The sequence below is a fragment of the Dolichospermum compactum NIES-806 genome (assembly GCF_002368115.1).
GTDB classification, from domain to species: Bacteria; Cyanobacteriota; Cyanobacteriia; order Cyanobacteriales; family Nostocaceae; genus Dolichospermum; species Dolichospermum compactum.
Map to the genome: position 1 here is coordinate 1,814,232 of NZ_AP018316.1, position 24,368 is coordinate 1,838,599.

The 24,368-nt window shown below is 36.0% G+C and carries 24 protein-coding genes; 16 read left to right on the plus strand and 8 right to left on the minus strand.

Going from position 1 to position 24,368, the window contains the following annotated elements:
• From CA730_RS08770 to CA730_RS08785, 4 genes are all read left to right on the plus strand, one after another.
• Positions 1–259, plus strand: a 259-nt coding sequence (locus tag CA730_RS08770) for an antitoxin family protein (protein WP_231940051.1), incomplete at its 5' end; no start/stop codon positions are given.
• 39 nt (positions 260–298) lie between these two features.
• Entirely contained in the window at positions 299–1,744 is a 1,446-nt protein-coding gene (locus CA730_RS08775) for an AAA family ATPase (protein WP_096666389.1), read from the plus strand.
• The gene (locus CA730_RS08780) at positions 1,728–2,615 is read left to right on the plus strand and encodes a hypothetical protein (RefSeq protein WP_096666392.1); all 888 of its coding nucleotides are present in this window, start codon (positions 1,728–1,730) and stop codon (positions 2,613–2,615) included. Before CA730_RS08775 ends, CA730_RS08780 begins: the two co-directional genes overlap by 17 nt.
• A 10-nt stretch (positions 2,616–2,625) precedes the next feature.
• Positions 2,626–2,808: a hypothetical protein gene (locus CA730_RS08785; protein WP_039204064.1), complete on the plus strand. Its 183-nt coding sequence runs from the start codon at positions 2,626–2,628 to the stop codon at positions 2,806–2,808.
• A gap of 13 nt (positions 2,809–2,821) precedes the next feature.
• Here CA730_RS08785 and CA730_RS08790 read toward each other — a convergent pair whose 3' ends face one another.
• The 4 genes from CA730_RS08790 to glmM all read right to left on the minus strand — a co-directional run bounded on the left by CA730_RS08790 (position 2,822) and on the right by glmM (position 7,233).
• Positions 2,822–3,724 (minus strand): hypothetical protein, encoded by a 903-nt coding sequence (locus CA730_RS08790; protein WP_157749940.1) that lies wholly within the window; start codon positions 3,722–3,724, stop codon positions 2,822–2,824.
• Positions 3,725–3,728: 4 nt separating this feature from the next.
• Positions 3,729–4,847, minus strand: coding sequence for an AAA family ATPase (locus CA730_RS08795; protein WP_096666398.1), 1,119 nt, complete (start codon positions 4,845–4,847; stop codon positions 3,729–3,731).
• Between the two features lie 208 nt (positions 4,848–5,055).
• Positions 5,056–5,694: a peroxiredoxin gene (locus CA730_RS08800; protein ID WP_096666401.1), complete on the minus strand. Its 639-nt coding sequence runs from the start codon at positions 5,692–5,694 to the stop codon at positions 5,056–5,058.
• 102 nt (positions 5,695–5,796) lie between these two features.
• Positions 5,797–7,233, minus strand: coding sequence for a phosphoglucosamine mutase (glmM, locus tag CA730_RS08805; protein ID WP_096666404.1), 1,437 nt, complete (start codon positions 7,231–7,233; stop codon positions 5,797–5,799).
• Positions 7,234–7,443: 210 nt separating this feature from the next.
• Here glmM and CA730_RS08810 point away from each other — a divergent pair, with 210 nt between their 5' ends.
• From CA730_RS08810 to CA730_RS08830, 5 genes are all read left to right on the plus strand, one after another.
• Positions 7,444–8,160: a biliverdin-producing heme oxygenase gene (locus CA730_RS08810; RefSeq protein WP_096671390.1), complete on the plus strand. Its 717-nt coding sequence runs from the start codon at positions 7,444–7,446 to the stop codon at positions 8,158–8,160.
• Between the two features lie 275 nt (positions 8,161–8,435).
• Positions 8,436–9,227: a YdcF family protein gene (locus CA730_RS08815; RefSeq protein ID WP_096666407.1), complete on the plus strand. Its 792-nt coding sequence runs from the start codon at positions 8,436–8,438 to the stop codon at positions 9,225–9,227.
• Between the two features lie 207 nt (positions 9,228–9,434).
• Positions 9,435–10,373, plus strand: a complete 939-nt coding sequence (locus CA730_RS08820; RefSeq protein ID WP_096666410.1) for a cation diffusion facilitator family transporter — start codon at positions 9,435–9,437, stop codon at positions 10,371–10,373.
• 410 nt (positions 10,374–10,783) lie between these two features.
• Complete coding sequence (locus CA730_RS08825) at positions 10,784–10,966, plus strand: chlorophyll a/b-binding protein (protein ID WP_027402141.1); 183 nt, start codon at positions 10,784–10,786, stop codon at positions 10,964–10,966.
• Between the two features lie 152 nt (positions 10,967–11,118).
• Positions 11,119–11,769 (plus strand): PAP/fibrillin family protein, encoded by a 651-nt coding sequence (locus tag CA730_RS08830; RefSeq protein ID WP_096666413.1) that lies wholly within the window; start codon positions 11,119–11,121, stop codon positions 11,767–11,769.
• Here CA730_RS08830 and CA730_RS08835 read toward each other — a convergent pair.
• Both CA730_RS08835 and CA730_RS08840 read right to left on the minus strand, forming a co-directional pair.
• Positions 11,756–12,052 (minus strand): hypothetical protein, encoded by a 297-nt coding sequence (locus CA730_RS08835; RefSeq protein ID WP_096666416.1) that lies wholly within the window; start codon positions 12,050–12,052, stop codon positions 11,756–11,758. The genes CA730_RS08830 and CA730_RS08835 overlap by 14 nt on opposite strands.
• 215 nt (positions 12,053–12,267) lie before the next feature.
• Positions 12,268–13,686, minus strand: coding sequence for a hypothetical protein (locus CA730_RS08840; protein ID WP_096666419.1), 1,419 nt, complete (start codon positions 13,684–13,686; stop codon positions 12,268–12,270).
• Between the two features lie 528 nt (positions 13,687–14,214).
• Here CA730_RS08840 and CA730_RS08845 point away from each other — a divergent pair.
• Positions 14,215–14,937, plus strand: a complete 723-nt coding sequence (locus tag CA730_RS08845) for a peptidoglycan-binding domain-containing protein (protein WP_096666422.1) — start codon at positions 14,215–14,217, stop codon at positions 14,935–14,937.
• A gap of 81 nt (positions 14,938–15,018) precedes the next feature.
• On the opposite strand, the gene CA730_RS08850 is transcribed toward CA730_RS08845, so the two are convergent.
• Complete coding sequence (locus CA730_RS08850; RefSeq protein ID WP_096666424.1) at positions 15,019–16,335, minus strand: S-layer homology domain-containing protein; 1,317 nt, start codon at positions 16,333–16,335, stop codon at positions 15,019–15,021.
• A 449-nt stretch (positions 16,336–16,784) separates the two neighbouring features.
• On the opposite strand from CA730_RS08850, the gene CA730_RS08855 reads away from it, so the two are divergent.
• A complete protein-coding gene (locus tag CA730_RS08855; protein WP_231940052.1) occupies positions 16,785–19,010 on the plus strand; it encodes an AAA-like domain-containing protein in 2,226 nt (741 codons plus the stop codon).
• 252 nt (positions 19,011–19,262) lie between these two features.
• Complete coding sequence (locus tag CA730_RS08860) at positions 19,263–19,619, plus strand: four helix bundle protein (protein WP_096666426.1); 357 nt, start codon at positions 19,263–19,265, stop codon at positions 19,617–19,619.
• Between the two features lie 4 nt (positions 19,620–19,623).
• On the opposite strand, the gene CA730_RS24260 is transcribed toward CA730_RS08860, so the two are convergent.
• On the minus strand, positions 19,624–19,797 hold the full coding sequence (locus CA730_RS24260) for a hypothetical protein (protein WP_157749941.1): 174 nt from the start codon (positions 19,795–19,797) through the stop codon (positions 19,624–19,626).
• 154 nt (positions 19,798–19,951) lie between these two features.
• Here CA730_RS24260 and CA730_RS08865 point away from each other — a divergent pair, with 154 nt between their 5' ends.
• The 4 genes from CA730_RS08865 (at position 19,952) to CA730_RS08880 (ending at position 24,278) form a co-directional block, all read left to right on the plus strand.
• Entirely contained in the window at positions 19,952–20,155 is a 204-nt protein-coding gene (locus tag CA730_RS08865; RefSeq protein WP_028090673.1) for a type II toxin-antitoxin system HicB family antitoxin, read from the plus strand.
• Positions 20,152–20,340, plus strand: a complete 189-nt coding sequence (locus tag CA730_RS08870; RefSeq protein ID WP_028090672.1) for a type II toxin-antitoxin system HicA family toxin — start codon at positions 20,152–20,154, stop codon at positions 20,338–20,340. The genes CA730_RS08865 and CA730_RS08870 overlap by 4 nt, the downstream gene beginning before the upstream one ends.
• Positions 20,341–20,463: 123 nt before the next feature.
• On the plus strand, positions 20,464–22,284 hold the full coding sequence (locus tag CA730_RS08875) for an AAA-like domain-containing protein (protein WP_096666429.1): 1,821 nt from the start codon (positions 20,464–20,466) through the stop codon (positions 22,282–22,284).
• 788 nt (positions 22,285–23,072) lie between these two features.
• Positions 23,073–24,278, plus strand: a complete 1,206-nt coding sequence (locus CA730_RS08880; protein ID WP_172891165.1) for a histidine kinase — start codon at positions 23,073–23,075, stop codon at positions 24,276–24,278.
• The last annotated feature ends 90 nt before the right edge of the window (positions 24,279–24,368 follow it).

The window sequence follows — 24,368 nt, forward strand, 5'->3', positions numbered from 1 at the left end:
TATGGAGTTTTCTCTTATGCCCCCTACCCTAAAAGCGGTCTATCGTAACGGCACATTCATTTTGGAAACAGTCTGTAATTTGCCTGAAGGTTCTGAAGTGGAATTACTCATCCAATCAAGTTCTATTGTTTCACCTCCCATTTCCGATGTAGAAAGCAAACAACGTTTTCTCAAATCTCTAATTTCACGAATGCAGCAAAATCCAATTCCATTAAATGCACCTCATTTTACACTGGAGATGCTACATGAAGGCTGTTAATACTAAAATGGTATTTTCTATTTGGAATATAGGCGAAAAATGAAAATCAAATTCTCAAATTTAGGCGGTATTCAAGAAACAGAGTTAGATTTGCGTTCTCTAACAGTAATTATTGGACCTAATAACTCAAATAAAACCTATATTGCCTATTCAATTTATGGTTTGTGGCAGCGTGCCGGACGAACTCTACGTATCCAAGGTAATGAAAAATTAGAGATTAAGCATCAGGAAGATGATACTTGGTCGCTTAAAATAGATAATGACTTGCTTGATTTTTTTATCAGAGATATTGAAACGACAGCAAAAAATTTTAGAAGAAAAACTTTAGAATCATTTTTTCAGGATTCTAGTCGTAAGCTTTTTTCTAAAACATCATTTGAAATGATAATTTCTCGACAAGAAGTGGAAGATGCTATCAATCAATTAATTCAGCAAGATCCATTTCCTTTGACAGATGGAACCTCCCTGAAAATCAGTCGTAAAGAGGATGTATTGATTTTTACGATTCAACCTGATGATGAGGAAATAACTACAAATCAAAGACCGAATTTTACGGGGGGTTTTCGCCAATTTAATGATAGACCTGATCTAGTGTTTATCTTTAGTGTTAAGCAACTGCTTTTTTATAATACTTTTCCATTTCCTGCTGAACGAAATGCGTTTATAAATACCTATAAGATACTGGAAACCAAAAGATATAGAATTCTTAAACAAAAACAAAGAGAGTCATTCATCAACAGTACCTCTGAAGAGACATTTGACTTAGTTAAAGAGTCAATAGATATCCGTTATCCACAACCAGTAGAAGATTTTTTAGATTTTTTATCTGATATAAACCTTCAAGAAGAAATAGAAAAAGGATATTCAAGTGATAAGAATGAATTTCAAAAGTTAGCAGATGAAATTGAAAACCAACTACAAAATAAAAACAAAACTATCTTGAAGTTTACTCACTTGGGTGGGACAGAGATAAAAGTTTTAGTGAAAACAGGTTTAGAAATTGACCTATATAACGCTTCCTCTTCTATAAAACAACTTGCACCATTACTTTTATATCTAAGATATCGTGCAAGTAAAGGTGATTTCTTGGTAATAGATGAACCAGAGATGAACTTACACCCAGAATCACAAGCAAAGTTACTTGAAGCATTATCTATTCTTGTTAATCTTGGTGTGAGAATCTTACTCACAACCCATAGTCCATATATTATGGCACATCTAGATAATTTAGTTAATGGTAATCATGAAAATCCTGAAATATTAAAACGTCAATGTTCATATTTATATCTTCAAGATGAAAGAGCATTTTTACCTATTGATCAAGTTAGCGCGTATGAAATGAAAGATAACAAATTAGTTTCATTGCATGATCCAGATTATGGTATTAGATGGGATACTTTAAGTGATGTTTCTGTAGATATTCAACAAAAGTTTTTTCAAATTTATGAAGCAGGACAAGAAAAAGCAGATGAAACAGAAGAATAATCTTGCTAAAATTCTCAAAGACAAAAAAGATAAACTCAATTGGCAAAATTTTAATTTTCTAGAAAATATGCTGGTGTTTAGTACAATGCGTACAATGCCAGGAAGAAATGCTCCACCAGAAAGTGGAGTACATTTTCGGATAACTTTAGATTCTCAAAATGATGCTATATGTATTTTATTTAAAATAGATAGAGATCATCAGAAAAATGATCCTCTAATAAGAGAGCAAACAGTAAGAAGACCAGATTATATGTCTCTTTATATTGATTCTAAATCTTGCATTTGCACTATCATTGAAATGAAAGGTACAAGTAGTGATGAATTGAAGCGCGGAATAGATCAAATTGTAAAATTGAGAGATATTTTAAAAACTGAAATTTATGATCATTTACCCACAAAACTAAAAATTAAATTTCAAGGAATTTTATTAACTCCATTTAATTCAAAAGTTCCCAAGGAACAAATAGCAGAAGAAGCTGCAAAAGGTTTCATTATTTTACAAATTCAATATAAGAATAAGGCTGAATTATATCCTTATGTTTCTAAGTTAAATGAGTTAACGGATAAATATAATCATCAAAAAATTACTGAATCAACTACTTTATTCATTGAGGATATTTTAACAACAAGAGCATTACCAAAACGTATACCTGATGACTACTATTCTAGCAATTTTCTAGTTGAAAATAATAGAGAAGGAATTTATATCAACTATTTATTACCAAATGACAGCGATTATATAACTTTATTATCGAATACAACACTTACCGAAATTAATATGGAGGAAAATGAATACATGAAAGAGATCACAGAAGAATTAAAGTTACTCAATTTAATAGATAGATTAGCAATAAAGTTTTCAAATAACTAGATATCAAATTATGACAACTAACACAGCTAATAATCAAAGCTTTAACACACTGTTACAAAGATTAGGAAAAGCTTCCGAAAGTCAAATTAAATCAGTTTTAACTGAACGTGAAGTAGTACAACCAGAAGCAGAATTAACTCCTGAAGTTATTACTTCTCTTCAACAAAAAATAGGTAATACAGTTTATTTGTGAAACCGTGTATATCTTATTTAATATTTATTCTCTTTTTAACTAATTCACAAAGTTGTTGAAAATCATCAGGTTGTTCACAAAGTGGCTTTCTTAATAAATCCTTAACAACAGCATTTGTTGCATCTTTACCAGTTATTCTCTTCCCACTTGTATTTTCCACCTTAAAACATTCATTAACAACAGTAGCTAGTAGTTGTTTACCTCCCATTAAATCTATCCAATTACCACACCCAATTTCTAAATTTTCCCTCCCTCCATAAAATTTAGCAAGAATTGTATTGAGTTTTCCTTCAAGAAGATTTATATCAGTGTATTGATATAAATCTTCTTGACGTTGCAAAAACTCTGGTATTTTTGTGGTTAATTTGATAATTGCATCTTCTTTAGTTTTAAAATCATTAACTTTATCAAAATTCTTAATCCATTTCTTTTTAAATTCTTCTCTACAGCCAACTATGACAGTATTAGCAGCTTCAAAAAAAATTCGCTCACGCGCAATCCGTAAAAGACTCTGTTCTATTTTTTGACAATCACAATTAACATAGGAACTTTTCATTAAATAATCTATGGAAAGAAAATAATTTTCAATTTCTCGTTTCCTCCATATTAATAAATTATTCTTGGTTTCATCTGGAAAATTAGACCATGTACTTTCAACTTCTTCATTAGAACAATGATCTCTATCAATAATGAAATAGTATTCAGGGTGATGTGGATGAAGAGCCTCTGCTGCACTTCTGATATGAAAAGATGCACCAAGAGGTTTAACATCCACAAAAATATCATTATTAGTAAAAAGTGTGTTTATAATAAAAGGATCGATTGAATTATCATCCTTACCTTCTACAAATATAACGTGACTAGCTCCTTGTCTTACCTGTTCAGGTTGAACATTAGTTTTAGGTTTAATCATCATTTTATCAATCTTCACCAGATGATAGGAGGATACGTCTATCAGATTCTACAGAAGCAAAAATATCCTCAGAATGAGTAGCAATAATATATTGGTTGTTTGGTGCAAGTTGATATAAATGATGAATAAATCGGCGATGCCATTCTGCATTAAGATGTAATTCAGGTTCATCAATCAGAACTATTCCCGGATAACGAGCGGTATATTTCCAAATCAGAAAAAGAGTTGATATTATCTCTTTTTGTCCAGAACTTAATCCATCAAAAGTAAAAGATGCACTACCATTTGTTGGCGTAATTCTAAACTCAATAGTATTATCTGGTGATGGACGTAACTTTTCAATAGTACCAGATGCGTATCGGCTCATTAATTCATTTAATGTTTCTATAACTTTCTCCGATTCAGTATCGTCTATATTTTCAAAGAGACCACCTCGACTCATTAATGAACGCAAAATTTCCAGTTTAAATGTGCTGATAGGAAGCTCTGCTCTGACTCTTTTTAATCTTCTATATGACTTATCTTCAACCATCATTCCTAGTTCTAGACCACCTTCCTGAATTTTTCTATAGCTATGAAAATAAATAAAATGTGGAAGTAGAACTGGTTCTGGACTCAAACCTACTAACGAATAAAAGAATCTTTCGATATTATCACTCGTATAAAATAACTGAAAATGTTTTTGAGTTAAGACTTGTTTAAATGCTGAAGTATCAGTATTAGTTTTGAAATTGCCAGTACGAGAAATTTGTAAATTTACGCTGAATTTTTGATGATCAACAAAAAAGTCACCACTAATATTTGCATCTTCTTCACCCCCTCTAATTAAGAGGTCAGGAATATTAATAGAAATACCAGGGGAAAGAAATCTATTCAAAGATATTTTATCTTGAAATGCCGCTAAAAATAGTAATGCACAAGACTCTAATACTGATGTTTTACCTAGTCCATTACGACTACCCATAACGATGATATCTGGATCACCTTTTAGCTGTGGAACTGGAAAATCAAGTTCAATATCATCTAATCCCTTAAAATTTCTGATTTTTAAGTTTCTAATCTTAATAGATTGAGGTTGCTGATTAGATTGAGTGTGACCTTTATTAATTTCTACTTGATCAGTCATACATCAGTTCCTCTTTTCTTTCTATTCTTAGATTAACTAAGATATCCTTGACTATTCAACCTCATCTAGAAAATTACTCCAAAAATAAAAATCATTGGCTAAACCACTTATTTTATCTTAGTCTCAATGCTTACATAATCCAATAAGTAACGGTGGGTTACATTTTTGCTAACCCACCCGACAAGGAAATATTTACTGTTATGAAAACCTACTTGTTAGGTTGAGGAGTCATCCGCAAATAAGGTTTAATTTCTTCATAACCTTTAGGAAACTTGGCTTTGAGGACTTCAGGATCTTTCAAAGATGGGACAATCACCACATCTTCACCATCTTTCCAGTCTGCGGGAGTAGCAACACTGTAATTATCAGTTAATTGCAGAGAATCAATGACGCGCAAGATTTCATCAAAATTGCGGCCAGTGCTGGGAGGATAGGTGAAAGAAAGACGGAGTTTTTTGTTGTTGTCAATTACAAACACAGAACGCACGGTGACAGTCGCCGCTGCGTTGGGGTGAATCATATCATAAAGTTCAGAAACCTTACGATCTGGATCTGCCAAAATTGGGTAATTGAGAGTGGTACTTTGGGTTTCTTCAATATCACCCACCCAGCCCTTGTGGGATTCTACATCATCAACGCTGAGAGCGATCGCTTTCACATTGCGTTTGTCAAATTCTGGTTTCAGTTTGGCAACAGTTCCTAATTCGGTGGTGCAAACTGGTGTAAAGTCAGCAGGATGAGAAAATAGTACCACCCAGCTATCACCAGCCCAGGTGTAAAAGTCAATTTCTCCATGAGTAGAGGCTTGAGTAAAGTTAGGTACTGTATCACCAAGACGAAGAGTCATTTAAGATTCCCTGTATTTTAAGAAAACATCTATATTCTACCGTAACAGTATGGCACAAAAGACCGATTATCCTATCGGGCTATCGCGGTTTGCAACAAAATTTTAAGTTAGGTGTTCTTCAACTTTTGCAACTAATTCATTGGTCAAATGGTGGACAAGTTCAGCATTTGCGGCTTCTACCATAACTCTAATTACGGGTTCTGTTCCCGAAGCTCGCACCAAGATTCTACCATGATCACCCATTGCGACTTCGGCAATAGCGATCGCTTGTTGGACTGGTTGACAAGTTTCCCATCCTAATCGCCGCTCCCGATCTAATACTCGCACATTCCGTAATATTTGCGGATAGGTTTGGAAACTTTGATCTACCATTTCTCCCAAGGAGAGATTAGCCGCTTTCACCACAGCAGCAATATGTAAAGCTGTTAATAAGCCATCTCCAGTCATCGCATAATGACTGCAAAGGATATGTCCTGACTGTTCTCCTCCTAACATTCCCCCAGTTTTCCGCATTTCAGCATGGACATATTGATCACCGACAGCGGTACGAATTAATTTACCGCCTAATTGTTGCCAAGCTCTTTCAAAGCCTAAATTAGCCATAACAGTAGAAACTATCAGGTTATCTGGTAATTGTTGCCTTTGTTGTAAATGGCGACCCCACAAGTAAAGAATATAATCGCCATTAACTGATCTACCCGTATTATCCACAGCTAAAACCCGATCTGCATCGCCATCAAAAGCAAAACCCATATCGGCTTGATGTTCCTTGACGGCGGCTTGGAGAATATCTAAATGTGTAGAACCGCAATTGACATTAATGCGATCGCCATCTGCCTGATTATGTAAACAAATAACCTCCGCACCCATTTCTGTAAATACCGCAGGTGCTAAACCTACCGCCGCACCCCAAGCTAAATCTAAAACAATCTTCATGCCTTCGAGAGTCAGTCCAGATGCTAAAGGTGTTTGGATAGACTGGCTATATGTTTTGATTAACTCAGGTCGGGAATAATGTCTACCGCAATTATTTATGCTCAAATCGGGGGATAATTGACCTCGTAATCCCGCCTCAATTTCGCCTTGTAGGGCTTTAGATAACTTACCACCCTCGGCATCAAAGATTTTAATTCCATTGTCTTCTGGAGGATTGTGGCTGGCGGAAATCATGATTCCCCCAATGGCATCGGTGATGCTGGCCAGATAGGCTACACAAGGTGTAGGACATAATCCCAAATACCACACTTCCAAACCAGCAGCAGTTAAACCGGCGCTCAAAGCCATTGCTAACATATCACTGGAATTTCGGGAATCTTGTCCCAGAATAATTGGACCGGGAACAGTGACATAATTACGGAGAACAACTCCCGCCCAAAAACCTACTTGTAAAGCCAAAGGTGCATTCAGCAAGTCTCCCACCTTGCCACGAATGCCATCTGTACCGAATAAAGGGTTGGTTGGTATTAGTATGGAATTTAACATCCAACTATTTTCAACTTCGGAAATATAGCCTTGAGTCCGAGCCATTGATGAAACCATAATTTTAAACACTCCACACAGTCACACAGGAGAATAGCACTTTCTTCAACCATTTTCGACGTTAGTGAAACGTCAAATACACTCATTGCTTAATGATTTTTAATATAAATTCTCATCAAATAGTTCTAATCTAACGTTTTAATGGGGTTTTTTAATCATTGTGGCCAAAAAACTCCAACAGTTAATTTTTTTACAGTTGAGAATTTTAATATGAGCAGCAATTTAGCAAGCAAATTACGTGTAGGGACGAAGAAAGCACACACCATGGCAGAAAATGTGGGTTTTGTCAAGTGTTTTTTAAAGGGAGTTGTGGAGAAAAACTCTTACCGCAAGTTGGTTGCTAACTTTTACTTCATTTACTCCGCTATGGAAGAGGAAATGGAGAAGCATAAGCATCACCCCATCTTAAGCAAAATTTACTTTCCTGAACTGAACCGCAAGCATACCTTGGAGCAAGACCTTCATTACTACTATGGTTACAATTGGCGAGAGCAAATCAAATTATCTGCTGCGGGTGGGGAGTATGTAAACCGGATTCGGGAAATTTCGGCGACTGAACCAGAATTATTAATAGCTCACTCCTATACCCGTTATCTAGGTGATTTATCAGGGGGACAAATCCTCAAAGGTATTGCCCAAACAGCAATGAAGCTGGGTGAAGGTGAAGGAACTGCTTTCTATGAGTTTGCAGATATTACCGATGAAAAGGCATTTAAGGCTAAGTATCGAGCCAATTTAGATGCTATGCCTATTGATGATTCTACAGGCGATCGTATTACCGAAGAAGCAAATGCCGCTTTTGGTGTGAACATGAAAATGTTCCAAGAGTTGGAAGGCAATTTGATTAAAGCGATCGGCATCATGGTTTATAATGCCATGACCCGGAAACGGACAAAAGGTAGCACTGAATTGGTAACTGCGGAATAATGTTAGGAGGAGTCAGGAGGAAGAAAGAAGTAAGGAGGAAGAAGGGGTAAAACTTACTTGGTGTCTGACTTTGAATTTAGATTCTGTACTTCATTAATCTGCCATTTGCTGTAAGTTGAGAAATATTAACTTTTCTCATAATATCTAGGGGTAACAGCCTTGTGATTGTTTTTTTGTAGATGAAAGCAACCGGAGGGAAGTTACCCCTAAATTTTAAGAAATCCTGACACTCCCAAAACCTATACCGTTACATTATCTATTTAGCTTAAGCAATCATGTTTTTATATTTATCTAAAATCATCCCACTATTTTTTTACCCGTTAGGATTAGCCAGTGTAAGTTTAATAGTGGCTTTGATCACATTAAGAAAACATCCCCGCATTGCGACTAGCGCTATTTCCTTATCCTTAGTGTTATTGCTAGTTTGTAGCAATGCCTGGGTAGCTAAATCCTTAGTCCGCAGCTTAGAATGGCAAAATATCCCCGCTTCACAAATCCCCAACGCTGAAGCCATTGTCGTCTTAGGAGGTGCAACTAGATCACCAGCGTGGCCCAGGGTAATGCCAGATTTAAACGAAGCAGGCGATCGCGTAATTTATGCAGCACAACTCTATTTTCAGAAAAAAGCCCCTATAATTATCCTGAGCGGTGGTCGCATTGATTGGCGCGGTAGTGGTTCTCCAGAATCAGCAGACATGGCAACTATTCTCACATCCATTGGTGTTCCATCGGCAGCAATTATTCAAGAACCCGATTCCCTCAATACCCATGAAAACGCGGTCAATGTTCGGAAAATCCTCGAAGCTCGTCAAATCAAAAAAGTATTATTAATCACCTCAGCAACACATACACCCCGATCCTTGAAAATTTTTCAACGTCAAGGTATTAATGTCATTCCCGCACCCACCGATTTTCTAGTTAGTCAAGGGGAACTTCAAGAACTTACCAACACTCCTAAAGCCGCAATTCTCAATTTATTACCTGATGCCGATAATTTAGATCAATTCACAAGTGCATTAAAAGAATATATTGGTACTTTTATTTATAGCCTGCGAGGTTGGCTATAGGAGTCAGGAGTTCAGAAGAAAGAAGAAAAAGGTATTTGCAAAGATGAATATCCCTGAATATTAACTCAAAAATCAGAATTAACATAGAATTTTCGGACTTGGAGAATTGAGGTAAGAAAGTCAAAAATTCCATCTCTCAAACTCTTACTCTCTGCGCCTGGAGCGTCTCAGCGTGAAAAAACATCCATTCTTTATGCCCACACCACCATGACACAGGACCACCATCATCATCATCACGAACATGGACACCATCATCACAGTCACACTCCAGCAACATTTAGTCGGGCTTTTGCGATTGGGACAGCACTAAATATAGGATTTGTCATCGTGGAAGCCACCTATGGCTACCTAGCACATTCCTTGGCTTTGTTTGCTGATGCGGGTCATAACCTGAGTGATGTATTAGGACTTCTCCTAGCCTGGGGTGCAAGTTCCCTTGCCCGTCGTCCTCCCAGTCACCGCTATACCTATGGACTGCGTGCCTCCTCAATTTTAGCAGCTTTAGCCAATGCCGTAGTTTTACTTTTGTCTATGGGGGCGATCGCTTGGGAAGCCATTCGTCGTTTTCATGATTCTGCACCAGTATCAGGAGGAACAATTATTGGTGTTGCCCTAGTCGGCATTATCATTAATACTGCTACTGCACTTATGTTTATGTCAGGACGCAAAAGCGACTTAAACATCCGGGGCGCATTTTTACACATGGCTGCCGATGCCCTAGTATCCTTGGGAGTTGTGGTAGCCGGAATTGCGATTTTATTCACCCATTGGCTATGGCTTGACCCATTAGTTAGCTTAGTCCTTGTGGGAGTTGTTGTGATCGGTACGTGGCACTTACTCAGAGACGCTGTAAATTTAGCACTTGATGGCGTACCAGCAGGAATTGAACCCCGTGCCGTGAAAAATTACTTAATTGAATGTCCTGGAGTGGCGAAAATCCACGATCTTCATATCTGGGCTATGAGTACAACAGAAACCGCACTCACAGTTCATTTAGTCATGCCAGGAGGTTATCCTGGTGATGCTTTCTTATGGGAAGTTTCTCAGGAACTCGAACACCATTTCGGTATCAAACACTCTACTATTCAGGTAGAAACAGGGGATTCAGCTTATCCCTGCGCCTTAGAACCAGATCACGTTGTGTGACATACTCCACACACTCCCTTATGCCTTGCGGCACGCTTGCGCGAATAGATGAGTGTGGGATTCTCAGTGACTCCTCTAGGAGGACATTAACTGAGCTTTAAAGCCCTATGCCCTAGGGACTTTTGGAGATAATTTTGAACTTTTTCGATAGGCTGCTTTTCAGCATTTAATTGAGTTACACCTACTGGTTAAGATTATATCAAAATATTTGAGAAAACACCAAGAAAGTGTTCATTCCTCATCGACCACCATTGCTGATTTCACGATGTTAAAAAATCCTGATGCTTGCAACTGATGCACACATAGTTGCAAAAAAAAATATAAATAAATATTGTTTTTTTTGCAAAAAAATGTTATATTTATTTACATAAGTCAATAAAACTTAGTAAATCCTAATTGGAGTGCTGATCATGGGTAACGCAACAAAAGCAGCTAACACACCTGTAGCTACAGATCGTAACGGTTGGCGCTGGGGTTTTACATCTGAAGCAGAAATCTGGAATGGCCGTTTAGCAATGATTGGGTTTTCAGCAGCAGCTTTGATTGAACTATTTTCTGGTAAAGGCTTTCTCCACTTCTGGGGTATTCTTTAATTTTTCCATAACATAATTTTTGATTAATCAAAAGCCTGGTAGTTGTCATCAACTGCCAGGTTATTTACTTGAAAAAATACATCATAGTCCCCTCCTCGCTTGCGGGGAGGGGGTTGGGGTCTTTCTAACTACATATCAAAAAAATTAATCTTATGAATAATCAAATTTTGAAAGAGAAATTACAAGCAACAATCAAGAGAAATCAAGCTAAAAGTGATGGTTCTCCTATTACTAATTTAAAGCTTGATCAAACTTTAGTCGCAGAAATTGAACAATTAACAGCCGAATTAGAAAGTCTCAATCCTCACCCTCAACCTCTCATTCATGCTACAGCTTTATTAGAAGGTGTTTGGCAATTACAATATTCCACAGCCAGAGAAATCCGTTCTTTAGACTCTCTACCATTGGGATTACAAATAGGTAAAGTTTATCAAGTAATTAATATTGCCGATAAACTATTTTTTAATATAGCGCAAGTGCAACATCCTCTGAAAATCATATCAGGATATGTGAAAGTAACAGCTAGTTTTAAACCTGCTATAAATCCATCAGGTTTAGCAGATAAACGCATCAATGTTGATTTTGATAAGCGTTACTTAGCCATTGAAAAAATAGTAGGTATTAACACCCCTAAATTAAATCCATTTAAAGTTGTAGCAGCTAATAATCCTCAAGGGAGAATTGCGACTCTTGATATTACCTACTTAGATGAAACTTTAAGAATTGGTCGTGGAGGAGATGAAAGTTTATTTATTCTCCATAAAGTTAATGATTTAGCTAACTTAGATTTCACAAAGATATAGCTGCGGTTTTTCCCTTGCGGGGTATCTCTACCCCATTTAGGTAGGTCTTTTTGGAATTATTTATGGTATTAATCTTCTGATTACTGCGTTTATTATCTACACCTTCAGCTTGTTTTTTGGCATTATTGATAATCTCAGCAATATCACTCATGTACGCATCTTGATCATTCTGTGATGATTGACAATAACCCCCACATAGAGTTTCTGCTTGTCCGGGATTTATCTCTTTCAGTAGCGACCTGATATCAATCTGATTAATATCGGTATTTATGATTTTATTCATGGTTTTAATGAATCACAAGTAGAACTAAATCCCATCCTTACAAAAATCCTCCTAATTCTCATCTATCTCAGGATTTATGCCATCTACTGGCACATTGGTAGGGTGTGTCAGATATCAACAATCTGTTTATTTACAGGATTTATACCATCTGACGCACCCTACAACAGATTTTTAGCGTGATACTTGCGTAAGTCCTATATCTATTGGCTAATTTTTTATTTGCGACTAGATAAACTAGTGGATGATTCCGTCCGCATTTTTCTAGTTTCTTCCAATATCTTATCTATATCTTCTTGAGATAGACCTTGAATATAGTTAATTTTAACTTCTTCTAAAAAGTCATTTAGTAAACTTTGAATTTCTACCAAAACTTGTTTCTGCTGTATTTCTGAACTAAATGAAGCCGTGAATTTTTCTATTAGCTGAGTAGAAAGTTTTGCCGCGACAGGATCTTTAATGGTGCTAGATAACGCAGCATAGATATTATTAGTAATTTGCGTGGCTAGTTGTTCACTAATTTGTGTTTGAGCCTTACCTAATCCTGGTATCATGCGGATGTTACTATATCCTGGTAATTGCTGACAAGCGATAGCGATGCTATGGCATAAAATTGCATTTACTTCTGGTTGAATTTTTGGTAACACCTGATTAACCAGAGTTTTAATTAACAATCCAGTAATTGCTTCGACTTCATTGATATTATTAATATCTATATAAGAACGTACATGATCTGACTCTAATAGCCAACGAGTAATTTCACCTCGTTTAATTGAACCTTGAACCTGGTTAATTACTTGGACTACGACAATTTCTGTAATTTCTTCGGCAAAATTGGCAAGAATACCTTGATGAATTTGTCGTCTAATTACATAAAAATCAATTAACTTTGCTTGATCAAGTCTGATTGTAACTGGTATGATTCGTAAATATCGCCAAATTGGTATTATTAAGAATATATCATACCAACGCCAAAGAATTGCTTCTAACCAACTTAAATGGCTGTATCTACGTTTTATTAAGAAAGTACGTCCTAGTAATTCTGTGGCAAATAGAACTATAAATGGTAAATCAATTATCCAAAATTTGTCTAAAAATTCTCCATTTTCATCAATTTTTCGATAATAGTTTCTGGCAATTACAGGGCGAATTTTTTGGTTAAAAAAAGCTATTTCCTGATTCCAACCATGTTTAGATAAATACTCCTGACTCCAAAAAGTATTAAATGCACCTTTTGCAGATTTTTGTCCAACGTGTTCCCGCATTCGGTTTTTGATTTTTTCCAGCGTTCCACTCTTTCCTGTACCCGCAAAAGGATTACTATCAATCATCTCTTTGCTAAGAAAGTGAAGTTCCTCCAACTTAGTTTTGACTTGAGGAGAGTTTAACCCTGTTTGAATTACCTGTTTTTCTAATCCATCTACTGCTTCTAGATATTGTTTTGTGTCACGATGAGGTTCAATACCTTTGATTGGATCGTATAATCGAGTTATTCCAGGAACTCGACGGAAGTAAAAATCTCTCCAAGGTACATAACTTAAATCAAAGAAAACTAATACCAAATTGACAGTGGCTGTAATTGCCATGACTCTTTCAAACCATAGGTTTTTGTGTTGGGAAATTTTTAATTTGCTCATGATTTCTAGTTATAGTAAATTGCAGGTTTACGAAATACAGTAGCATCAGGTTGAAAACCAGTGTCATGAATGTTATAGCAGAAATCAGGAGTCAGAAGTTACGAGTCCTCTACTATTAGGCGTTGGTGAATTGGGGTATGAAAGTCGAAAATTCCATTTCTCAAACTCTTACTCTCTGCGTCTGGAGCGCCTCTGCGTGTTCGCGCAGCGTGCCGTAGGCATAATAAAATCATACTTTTACTCAGCAACACCCGAAATTATTACGCTTCAGTGCATAATTATTTAGTGATGCAATTAATATCATTAAAACACTAGTATATCTGTATAGATCAGCGATAGTGCGTAGTTTTATCAGTTCAGAGATATTAGGCAGATGGCGAAAACTAATTTTTGTTATATTCATTAGTAATCAATTAGAGTCGAATTAATCAGAATTAATAACTAATTGTTAAGCCATAGGTTAAAAAAACTTCAGAATTACCTGTTAGTGTCTTAGTATCAAGGATTTAATCCCAAGGAGTTTTTATGATGTGGTGTGGTTTAAACAAGTCTAGAGTAACTATAGCTTTAACCTGTATTGTAGCAGCAAGTGTTGTATCCCCAGATATGACTTTTGCCGCTCGTCAGCGCAACTATAAGCCCGATGAATTCCGATCTGTATTACGTGGATTGGGTTATAACGTTAAGGTTACAAAAGATCCTCTGACTGATGAGGAAACTAAAAAGGCTATCACTCAATTTCAAACCGGCTACAAGTTAAAGGTGGATGGGAAAGCAGGTCCCCAAACCCAAGATCAAGCTGCTATGATTGTGCAAATTTTGCAAGCTAATTTAAATACTGTACTTAAACCAAAAACTCTACTTCCTCGTGATCAATTCTACAGTCCCCAGTTAGAAGAGTTGGTAAAGGAGTACCAGAAAAAACATCAACTCTCAGAAACTGGGATTGCTGATTTACAACTTCGTCAAAAAATAAATGAAGAAGTTAAAACTATCATTACCAAACCAGTAACTAAACCCGAACAAACAGCTAAACCAACAGCTAAACCAACGACTAAACCAACAGCTAAACCAACGACTAAACCAACAGTTAAACCAACGACTAAACCAACAGTTAAACCAACGACTACAGCTACACCTACAGCTACTCCAACGGCTACTCCAACGGCTACACCTACACCTACACCTACACCTACACCTACACCTACACCTACACCTACACCTACACCTACACCTACACCTACACCGTAAAAGTAAAGTCAAGAATTAGAAATCGGTAGAAAATGACAGGCACAATAGCCTGTCAGATGTTTACTCAAAATCAAATAAAACTCACCTTTTCAGCTTTAAAGCCTCCGCTGCTGATATTCCCTCACCTTGAGTACCGAAATACCATAAAGCTGAACTAGCTTCAGCACGAGTTACAGGTTTTTTGGGTTGAAATAAGGTTGTATAGCCAAAAACTCGGCGAATATTTGATTGTTCAGCGTTCTGGAAATCAGCCAAAACTGCTTTTAATGCTTTCGGTTCAATACCACCTGCATCTTGAAACCCCCAAGTTTGTTTAACGGCTTCTAAATTGGCAGCGGGTAAGGCTTGGCGAGTATCTAAAGGAACTTTCCAGAGGATTAATTGTTCTCGTGTCAAGGGTGCATCAGGACGGAATAAAACCGCTGTGGCATCTCCAGATAAAGCACTGGGAATTAAACCAGTTTCGGCTAATCCTTGAATGACTGGAAAATCGGGATCTTTGGTTAAGATATCGCTAAAAGCTGGTTGAGTGCTGGAGGATGCTAACCGAATTTGTTTAGCGGGATTGTTAGCATACATGGCATTATTAGCTGCAACTAACCAGCGAGCATATTCTCGACGGGTGATAATTTTATCAGGGAGAAATTCGTTGGTTTTCGGTTCGATGGATAAAACCCCTAATGCTGCTAAATCTTGAATATGCAATCGCCATTCTGGAGGTGCTTTCTGAATATCCGTAAATTCCTGTGCTGTTAAAGTCTCAGGTTTGCTAGTTGGTTGGGTGACTACGTTAGTATTATCAGTTTTAGGTAATACTGGACCTATAAATTCTGGATTATCTGAAGGGGTAACTGGGTTAGTAGCTGTAACTTGAGAATTAGATGAATATTCAATTACTAATTTAGTGGCTGTTTGCGGTTGATTGGGTTCAGCTTTGGTAACGGTTTGTGGTTGAATTGTGACATTGATGAGTATATCATTGCGTTTGGCGGAAAAAGTTCCATCTACATCATCTTGAGGCTGTTGCACAATTTGCCAGTTTTTAGCCTGAAATTGCTGGCGGTAAAAGCTGGTGATTATATTACTAGGATCTGCACTTTGCCAACGAATTGATGTTTTATTTTCGGAATTAGCTGGTATAATTTCCTCTAGTTGGGCGTTGGGGTAAATGGGTATATCTGCGGGAAAATCAGTCGGTAATTTAATTGTTGATGTGTTGGGGTTTGGTGTTGTTTGCTGACTCTGAGGGTTGCCAAAGGGAACAGGATTATTTTGCAACTGAGGGTCAGCCGCTAATGATTGTTCTAGGTTTTTGGCAGATGGACTGTTGGTACAGGCGGTTAAGGATAGTAAAACAGCAAAACTCAGGAATACAGCAGGGTAGTTACGGGAAAACACAAAGAAATCACAAATTGATTTTCATCTTCTACATTAGCATTTTTGGGGGTGGGTAGTCAGCCAGGGAATAAATTCCCTGTCTTAAAGTTAAAGTCGGTTAAAACCGACTGTTTTTGGTTTATTTTTTCTCTCACTGGCAGAAGGGATGGGTTTTTAGCCTAAACCTTTACACATCTATGTGTTTCATATATCCTAGTTATCAACCCAAGTTGCTAGTCATCTAGTTAAGGCTGGTAATTGGTGATAAAATCTCAGTCTTAATTCTGTTCATCCTTAAATCCTGTAAATCCTGTTCGCGTAGCGTGGTGTTAGCCATTTCTGACAATTTCTCTAACTAGCAACTTACGTTACGTTATTAGACATCTCTATAAATTAAACGTGCGTATCCTAGAAGTTTTTTAGAGACTTTTTATGGAACATCTCTACTATTATCCATTGATTATAAAACCATGACTTTCCAAAATTATCAATATCAATTTGGTGGTAGTCTTCCTCCCAATGCACCCACCTACGTCACACGCAAAGCTGATGAGGATTTATATCAAGCCGTGAAAGCGGGAGAGTTTTGTTTTGTCTTGAACTCTCGACAAATGGGTAAATCAAGTTTGCGGGTTCGCACTATGCAAAGATTACAGCTTGAAGAAATTGCTTGTGTGGCTATTGATTTAACTGCTATTGGCACATCAGGGCTAAATTCTGAACAATGGTATAATGGCATTATTAATAATATTTCTGAAAGTTTAAAGTTAGAGAATAAATTTGATTTAGATGTTTTATGGGAAGAAAATAAACGACTTTCTAACGTACAGGTTTTTGGTAAGTTTATTGATAAAGTATTAAAATTAGTTTCTACACAAATAGTAATTTTTATTGATGAAATTGATAGTATCCTCAGTTTAGATTTTCCTGTTGATGATTTCTTTGCTTTAATTCGTGCCTTTTTTAATCTCAGAGTTGATAATTCTGAATATAACCGCATTACCTTTGTATTGTTGGGAGTTGCTACACCATCAGAATTAATTCAAGATAAAAAACGGACTCCTTTTAATATTGGTAAAGGGATTGAATTAACAGGTTTTGAATTTACTGAAGCTTTACCTTTAATAACCGGATTTTCTCACCAAACTAAAAATCCTGAAATTGTACTCAATGCGGTTTTAGATTGGACGGGAGGACAGCCATTTTTAACTCAGAAAGTTTGTAATTTTATTTGTGAATCTAAAGATGAAATTCCCACCGGAGAAGAAGCTAGTTTTGTAGAGAATTTAGTTAAAAATAAAGTAATTGAAAATTGGGAATCTCAAGATGAACCGGAACATTTTAGAACCATTCGGGATAGAATCTTAAAAAGAGATGAAAATAAGGCAGCGTATTTATTAGATTTATATCAACAAATTTGGCATTCGCAAGGAATTGATACTGATAATAGTATTGAACAAAGTGATTTACAGTTAGCGGGAATTGTTGTTAAAAAGAATGGTAAATTAAAAGTTTATAATCGGATTTATCAGACGATTTTTGATGGTTTATGGATTGAAAAAACTTTAGCTAGTTTACGTCCTTATGCAGAGAATTTTAGACAGTGGTTGTTATCAAGTAAACAGGATAAATCTCGATTATTGCGAGGGGAAGCTTTAGCAGAAGCAGAAACTTGGGTAAAAGATAAAAGTTTAGGTTTTGAAGATAGAGAGTTTTTAGCAGCTAGTCGTACCCAAGAACAAGAAGAAAAAGCGATAAAAATTGAAGCAGAAGCTAAACAGGAAGCAGAAAGACAATTAGCAATTGCTAAAAAAACAGGAGGATTAGTTTTATCTATTAGTGTATCCTTTGCTGTGTTTTTTGGCATAACCGCATTTATCGCAAAACAAAATGTTTCTAAAATGGAACAGAATGTTTCTAAGATTCGGGAATTATCAGCAGTCGCTTCTCAACTACAACAAAAAAATCAAGTAAATGAAGCCAATCAATTTTTAAATATTGCTGGGTTAGTTTTACAAGATAAAATCAAAAATCAAGAACTTAAAAAAGCTTTATTAGATAGTTCTTTAGTTTTAGGATATGAATCCTTAAAAACACAAGAGGATAAAGATTACACTCTGGAAAAAAAATATAACAAAGCTAAAGAAGACTTGAATAAAAGTTTTGAAAAATTACCTAAAGAAAATAATGTTGATAATAAAGACCGTAGTTATTTAGCTACCTTAGTTTATATTTACTATGTAAAAGCGAAATTAGCAAAAGAAGAAAATCAGGCTTTAGCTGATTACAAAAAAGCATTAGATAAATATGATCTTCTCAAATCTCAATTAAAATATAATACTGAGTTATTTAAGTTAGATCTCAATATTCTCTATAACGGTAATGCTGATATTGTTGCTTCGCTTTATCGTCAACTTAACGATTTAGATAAATCAAATACAGAATATTATGAATCTTTAAAAGCACATTTATTAAATGAATTAGATTATTTGATGCAGCAAGATAGATGGAAAGATGCAGATTTAAAAAATAGTGAGTTTATTCTGGTTTCCGCTAAAAGAGAAAAACAGGGTTATTTAGAATTAAATGATATTAAAAACTTTCAATGTCAGGATTTAAAAACAGTAGATAAATTATGGGTACAAAACTCAAAAGGAAAATTCGGTTATAGCGTCCAAAAAAAAATAAAGATTTAAGTACATATAAACAGTATATAGGTACGTTACACGGTGTTGCGGGAATTGGGGTGTATGGGGAAGTGGTCTCCTCTCTTCTTGCAGAGACTTGTAGATTGTAGCAAATAAGGCTTTCTTAGAATTTAGAATTTGGAATTTAGAATTTGGAATTTAGAAATTAGGAAAAACCATTATTAAATATTAAATTTTTCTTTTTTGCTACCAATCATTAACAAATTACCAGTAAATTGTTTAGATTAAATATCATTAAAAATGGCCAATAAAGATATAAAAGAAAGAACTCTAAACTTTAGCATAAGAATAGTTAATCTTTGTAAGTTTCTGAGAGAAAATGGTGGAACAGGATATGATTTAAGTAAACAATTAATACGCTCTGGAACAAGTATTGGTGCTAATGTTGAAGAAGCACAAAATGCAGAAAGTAAAGCTGATTTTATTCATAAAATGAGTATTTCTTTGAAGGAGGCTAGAGAAACAAATTATTGGTTAAAAATCCTAATCGCCACCGAGAAACAACTAGAACCAAGATTACTTCATTTACTAAATGAATCTAATGAATTGATTTCTATTCTTCATGCAATCATTAAAAATAGTAAGGCTAAAAATTAATTCTTCATTCTAAATTCTTCATTCTAAATTCTAAATTTTGTGTTTTCTGGTGTTCAGTTAGTCGAGAGTGTTGAATTTTTTCTACTAAGATTTGGTATTCTTCTTGAGAAAGTGAAAGGATAATTTGAGTGAGAGAGTCAAGAAGTCGTGTATTGATTGTAGTAATGGGTTGGTTCATAAGGCAATAATAACCTGATTATCTCCATACTATACTATAAAACCTATAGCAGTAGAACGTCAGAAATATACCCCTTAATTTTCGCAATCGCAGATAAATAATATGTAATACTAAATTAGTGGAAGACTATTGTTAAGTTGATGGACGAGAAAATATGTACACAGCAGTAATTAAATATTCTGGTGATTGGTGGTTAGGTTGGATTGAAGAAATTCCTGGTATAAATTGTCAAGAAGCAACAAGAGAAGAATTATTAGAAAGTTTACGAATTACACTTTTAGAAGCATTAGAATTTAACCGTCAAGATGCACTAGAAGCTGCGGGTAATGATTATGTTGAGGAAGCTATCACAATATGAAACGTGGTGATTTATTACGCCATTTACAAGAGCATGGGTGTGAGTTTATACGTGAGGGTTCTCGACACTCTTGGTGGTGGAATCCTGAAAAAAATAGGAGGTCAGCTATTCCTCGACATCAAGAAATTGATGATATTCTAGCGAAAAAGATTTGTAAAGATTTAGGCGTACCTTTTACTAGGTAAAATTTGCCTATCAACTATTTGAACCTACCTTAGTAATGATGGTAAATACAATGTTGGGTTTTGTTTTTTGTATACCAAAAGTAAGATATAATTTATCACTGATAAACTAATTCTCCCTCTAATATGGTTTTCAACTTTCTTGGTAAATTTTTAGGTAAAACCCCACAACCCAAACCCACAGAAATCACAGGTTTAATCAAAATCTCAGGATGTGAAAATCCTAAACGCTGTGGTGATGTAATTTTTGTTCACGGTTTAGGTGGTCACGCCAGGTCAACCTGGCACCCTCAAGAATTAGCAAATGATGATAACTTCTGGTTAACATGGCTGGCACAAGAAAGACCAGATTTAGGGATTTGGTCTTTTGGTTATAATGCTGCACCCTTTGAATGGAAAGGTGCAACAATGCCACTTTTTGATCGTGCTAGTAATTTATTAGAATATTTGGCAGTTAATGATATTGGCAAATATCCAATTATATTTATCACTCATAGTATGGGTGGTTTATTAGTCAAAGAAATGCTGCGAAATGCTCAAACTTTTAACAAAACAGCAGTTATTCAACAAACTAAAGGTATTGTATTTTTATCCACTCCTCATACTGGTTCTCATTTAGCTAATTTAATTAATAATATTGGTACTCTGGCACGAACTACTGTCAGTGTTGATGAACTAAAATCCCATCTTCCCCAATTGCGTCAACTCAATGAATGGTATCGGCAAAATGTTGACGCAATGGCAATTACTACAAAAGTTTATTATGAAACAAAACCGACTAAAATAGTTTTAGTTGTAGATCCAGATAGTGCTAATCCAGGCATTAAAGATGTGCAACCTACCGCAACAGATGATGATCATATTTCTATCACTAAGCCAAAATCATCAGATAATTTAGTTTATAAAGGTGTGAGTCGGTTTATTGAAGAACAGTTGTTAAATATTCCTAAACCACCAGAAAATCAATCACCTCATATTTCTTCTTTTTATATTCAACGTCCAGAAATTGAAAATAACTGTTATCAAAATATTGTACAACCAGGGGCATTAATCCGCATTAAATCTCCGCGCAAAATGGGTAAGACATATTTGATGAGTCGCATTTTTGATTATGTTAAACAAAAAGGATATCGGACAGTTTCTATTAATTTATGGAGTCAGGAAAATCTCAATGATCTGAATAATTTTTTACAGAGTTTTTGTACGATTCTGAGTTTGGAATTAGGACTAGAGGAACAAATAGATCAATATTGGAATAAACGTTTAAGTAGTCAAACAAACTGCACTAATTATTTAAAAAAATATATTTTACCAGTTATTGATAGACCTTTAGTATTAGGTTTAGATAATATTGATGAAATCTTTCCTTATGCTGAAATTACTCAACAATTTTCGGCTTTATTAAGAGCTTGGCACGAAAAGGCGAAAACTGAAGAAATTTGGCAAAATTTACGGTTAGTAATTGCCTATTCTCAAGAAGTTGATATTTCTATAAATCTTAATCAATCTCCTTTTAATGTGGGTTTGTCTGTGGAAATCGGGGAATTTAACACTACACAAATAAAGGAATTAGTTGAAAAATATGGTTTAAATTTTTCCGATTCAGAAATAACCCAAGTGAGAGACATGATTGATGGTCATCCTTATTTGTTAACAACTGCACTTGGTGAAATTGCTAAGGGTAATTTCACTTTATCAAATTTTCTGGAAATTGCTCCTACTAATGAAAGTCCTTATGGCAAGTTTTTAAATTTCTATGTTTCTGAATTAGCAGAAGATAAGTTGTTAAAAGCGGCAATGCAGCAAGTAATTAATAGTGATATTCCTATTAAAATAGATTCTACTCAAGCTTTAAAATTACGCAGTTTGGGGTTAATTGAATTTAAAGGAAATGAAGTGCAATGTCTTTGTAATTTATATCGTTTTTATTTTCAAGAACGTATATAGCAGTTGTCGCGCTTGATACAATACAACTGTAGAGTGCGTCAGATATCAATAATTTGTTTATTTGCAGGATTTATGCGGTCTGACGCACCCTACCAATATGCCAGTTACGTAAATCATAATACAGTATAAATTTATACTTTTATTGGTTAATAGAATATTGATTGGTAACGCCAATAGTGGCGGTTATAGGTGTTGAGGAATTGATAGAAAGTTTTCGCCCATGGTTTGAAGTGGTAAGCTGGGAATAAGGCAACTCTGCGGCTGTTTGTAAGAATTGATGGATGGCTTAGGGATGATTTAATGCTTCTATTGGGGAAGCGATCGCAAGTTGCATCGGTGTTACATAATTAGCTAGAGGTTGGTATGCACTTGAATGAGTTACAGAATATATAGCAAAAGCCTACATTAAGGGACTCTTAACTTCTACTAGTACAAAACGGCGTAAATAAACCATTCTAAATCCTCCAAAGGCCTATACTGTCTTCATTTTGACTTTTGACTTTTGACTTTTGACTTCCGCTCTGCGGTACTAGGGCTATTTTTGGGGTTCTGTAAATAATTGCTAAAGGAGGTGACGATAGGTTCAACAATTCCTGACTAGAAGCCTAGTAGCTGTAAAAGTAAGAGCAAATGGCAGCAAAATTCCGAAAAAAATCCGCTTCCACCCAAAAATCTAGATCGGATTGCAGTAGGAAGAATCTAAAATAGATATTAAATTAGAAAAACAACGGCCATTAAGCAACGTCAGTTCATTTCACCGTCTGTAAAGCGTCCCCAGGTTGTTACCAGTGCTGAAACAAGATGTCATGCAAGTTTCCCAGGATCAGCCTATTTATTCTGAGGCTCCACTCCAACTACTGCTGTTTATTGATGGGCGACCTCAGTCCCGTCAACAAGTACAGCGAATTCGTGCTTACTTAAAAGAATTAGAGGCTGGGTATAGTTTTGAACTACAAATTATTGATGTTGGTGAACAACCCTATTTAGCGGAACATTTTAAGTTAGTAGCAACTCCTGCTTTAGTTAAAATTCATCCCGAACCTCAACAAACTATTGCTGGTACTAATATTATTCCGCAATTAAAAATTTGCTGGCCCCGTTGGCAAACCGCTGTCACCACTTTTTTGAAGTTACAGGAAGATTCCCAGGAATGTTTGGATGAGAAGAGTCAGGTGATTGCGCCTAAGTCTACCATTTATTCTGTTGCTACCTCGGCGGAGGCAATTCAACTAGGGGATGAAATTTTTCGTCTGAAGCAGGAAAAGGAGAGACTGCAAGAACAGCTACTGTTTAAAGACCGAGTGATTGCCATTTTAGCCCATGATCTTCGCAATCCTTTGACGGCGGCGGCGATCGCTATTGAAACTCTTCAATCTAATTACAATCCAGATACAGGGGAATTTCCACGTCTGAAACCAGGACTGGCTATACATTTATTAAAACAAGCCCGGACACAAACACGGATCATTGATCGGATGATTGCTGATTTGTTACAGGTCGGGCGAGGTGAGGATATAGAATTGCCAATTGTACCACAAAGGTTACAATTGGGGGAATTGTGTTTACAAGTATTAGAGGAATTGAGCGATCGCTACACAGCTAAATCCCAAACGGTAGAAACAGATATTCCCCAAGATTTACCCTATGTATATGCTGATCCTGAACGCATTCGGCAAGTCCTCGTTAATCTTTTAGATAACGCCATCAAATATACACCTGTTGGTGGTATTATCACTGTAGCCGGATTACATCGGACTACCCAAAAAGTTCAATTTAGTGTTGGTGACACAGGACCAGGGATTCCCGAAGAAAATCGCGATCGCATTTTTGAGAATCTTTTCCGTCTCCAGCGCGATCGAGGCACAGATGGATATGGAATTGGTCTGTGTTTATGTCAACGCATCATCCGCGCCCATTATGGTCAAATTTGGGTAGATTCATCCCCCCACGGTGGTGCATGGTTTCATTTTACAATGCCAGTATATCCATCTTAGGGAGGAGTCAGGAGTCAGGAGTCAGGAGTCAGGAGTCAGGAGTCAGGAGGAAGAAGAAGAATAGTTTATTACCAATGACCAATGACCAAT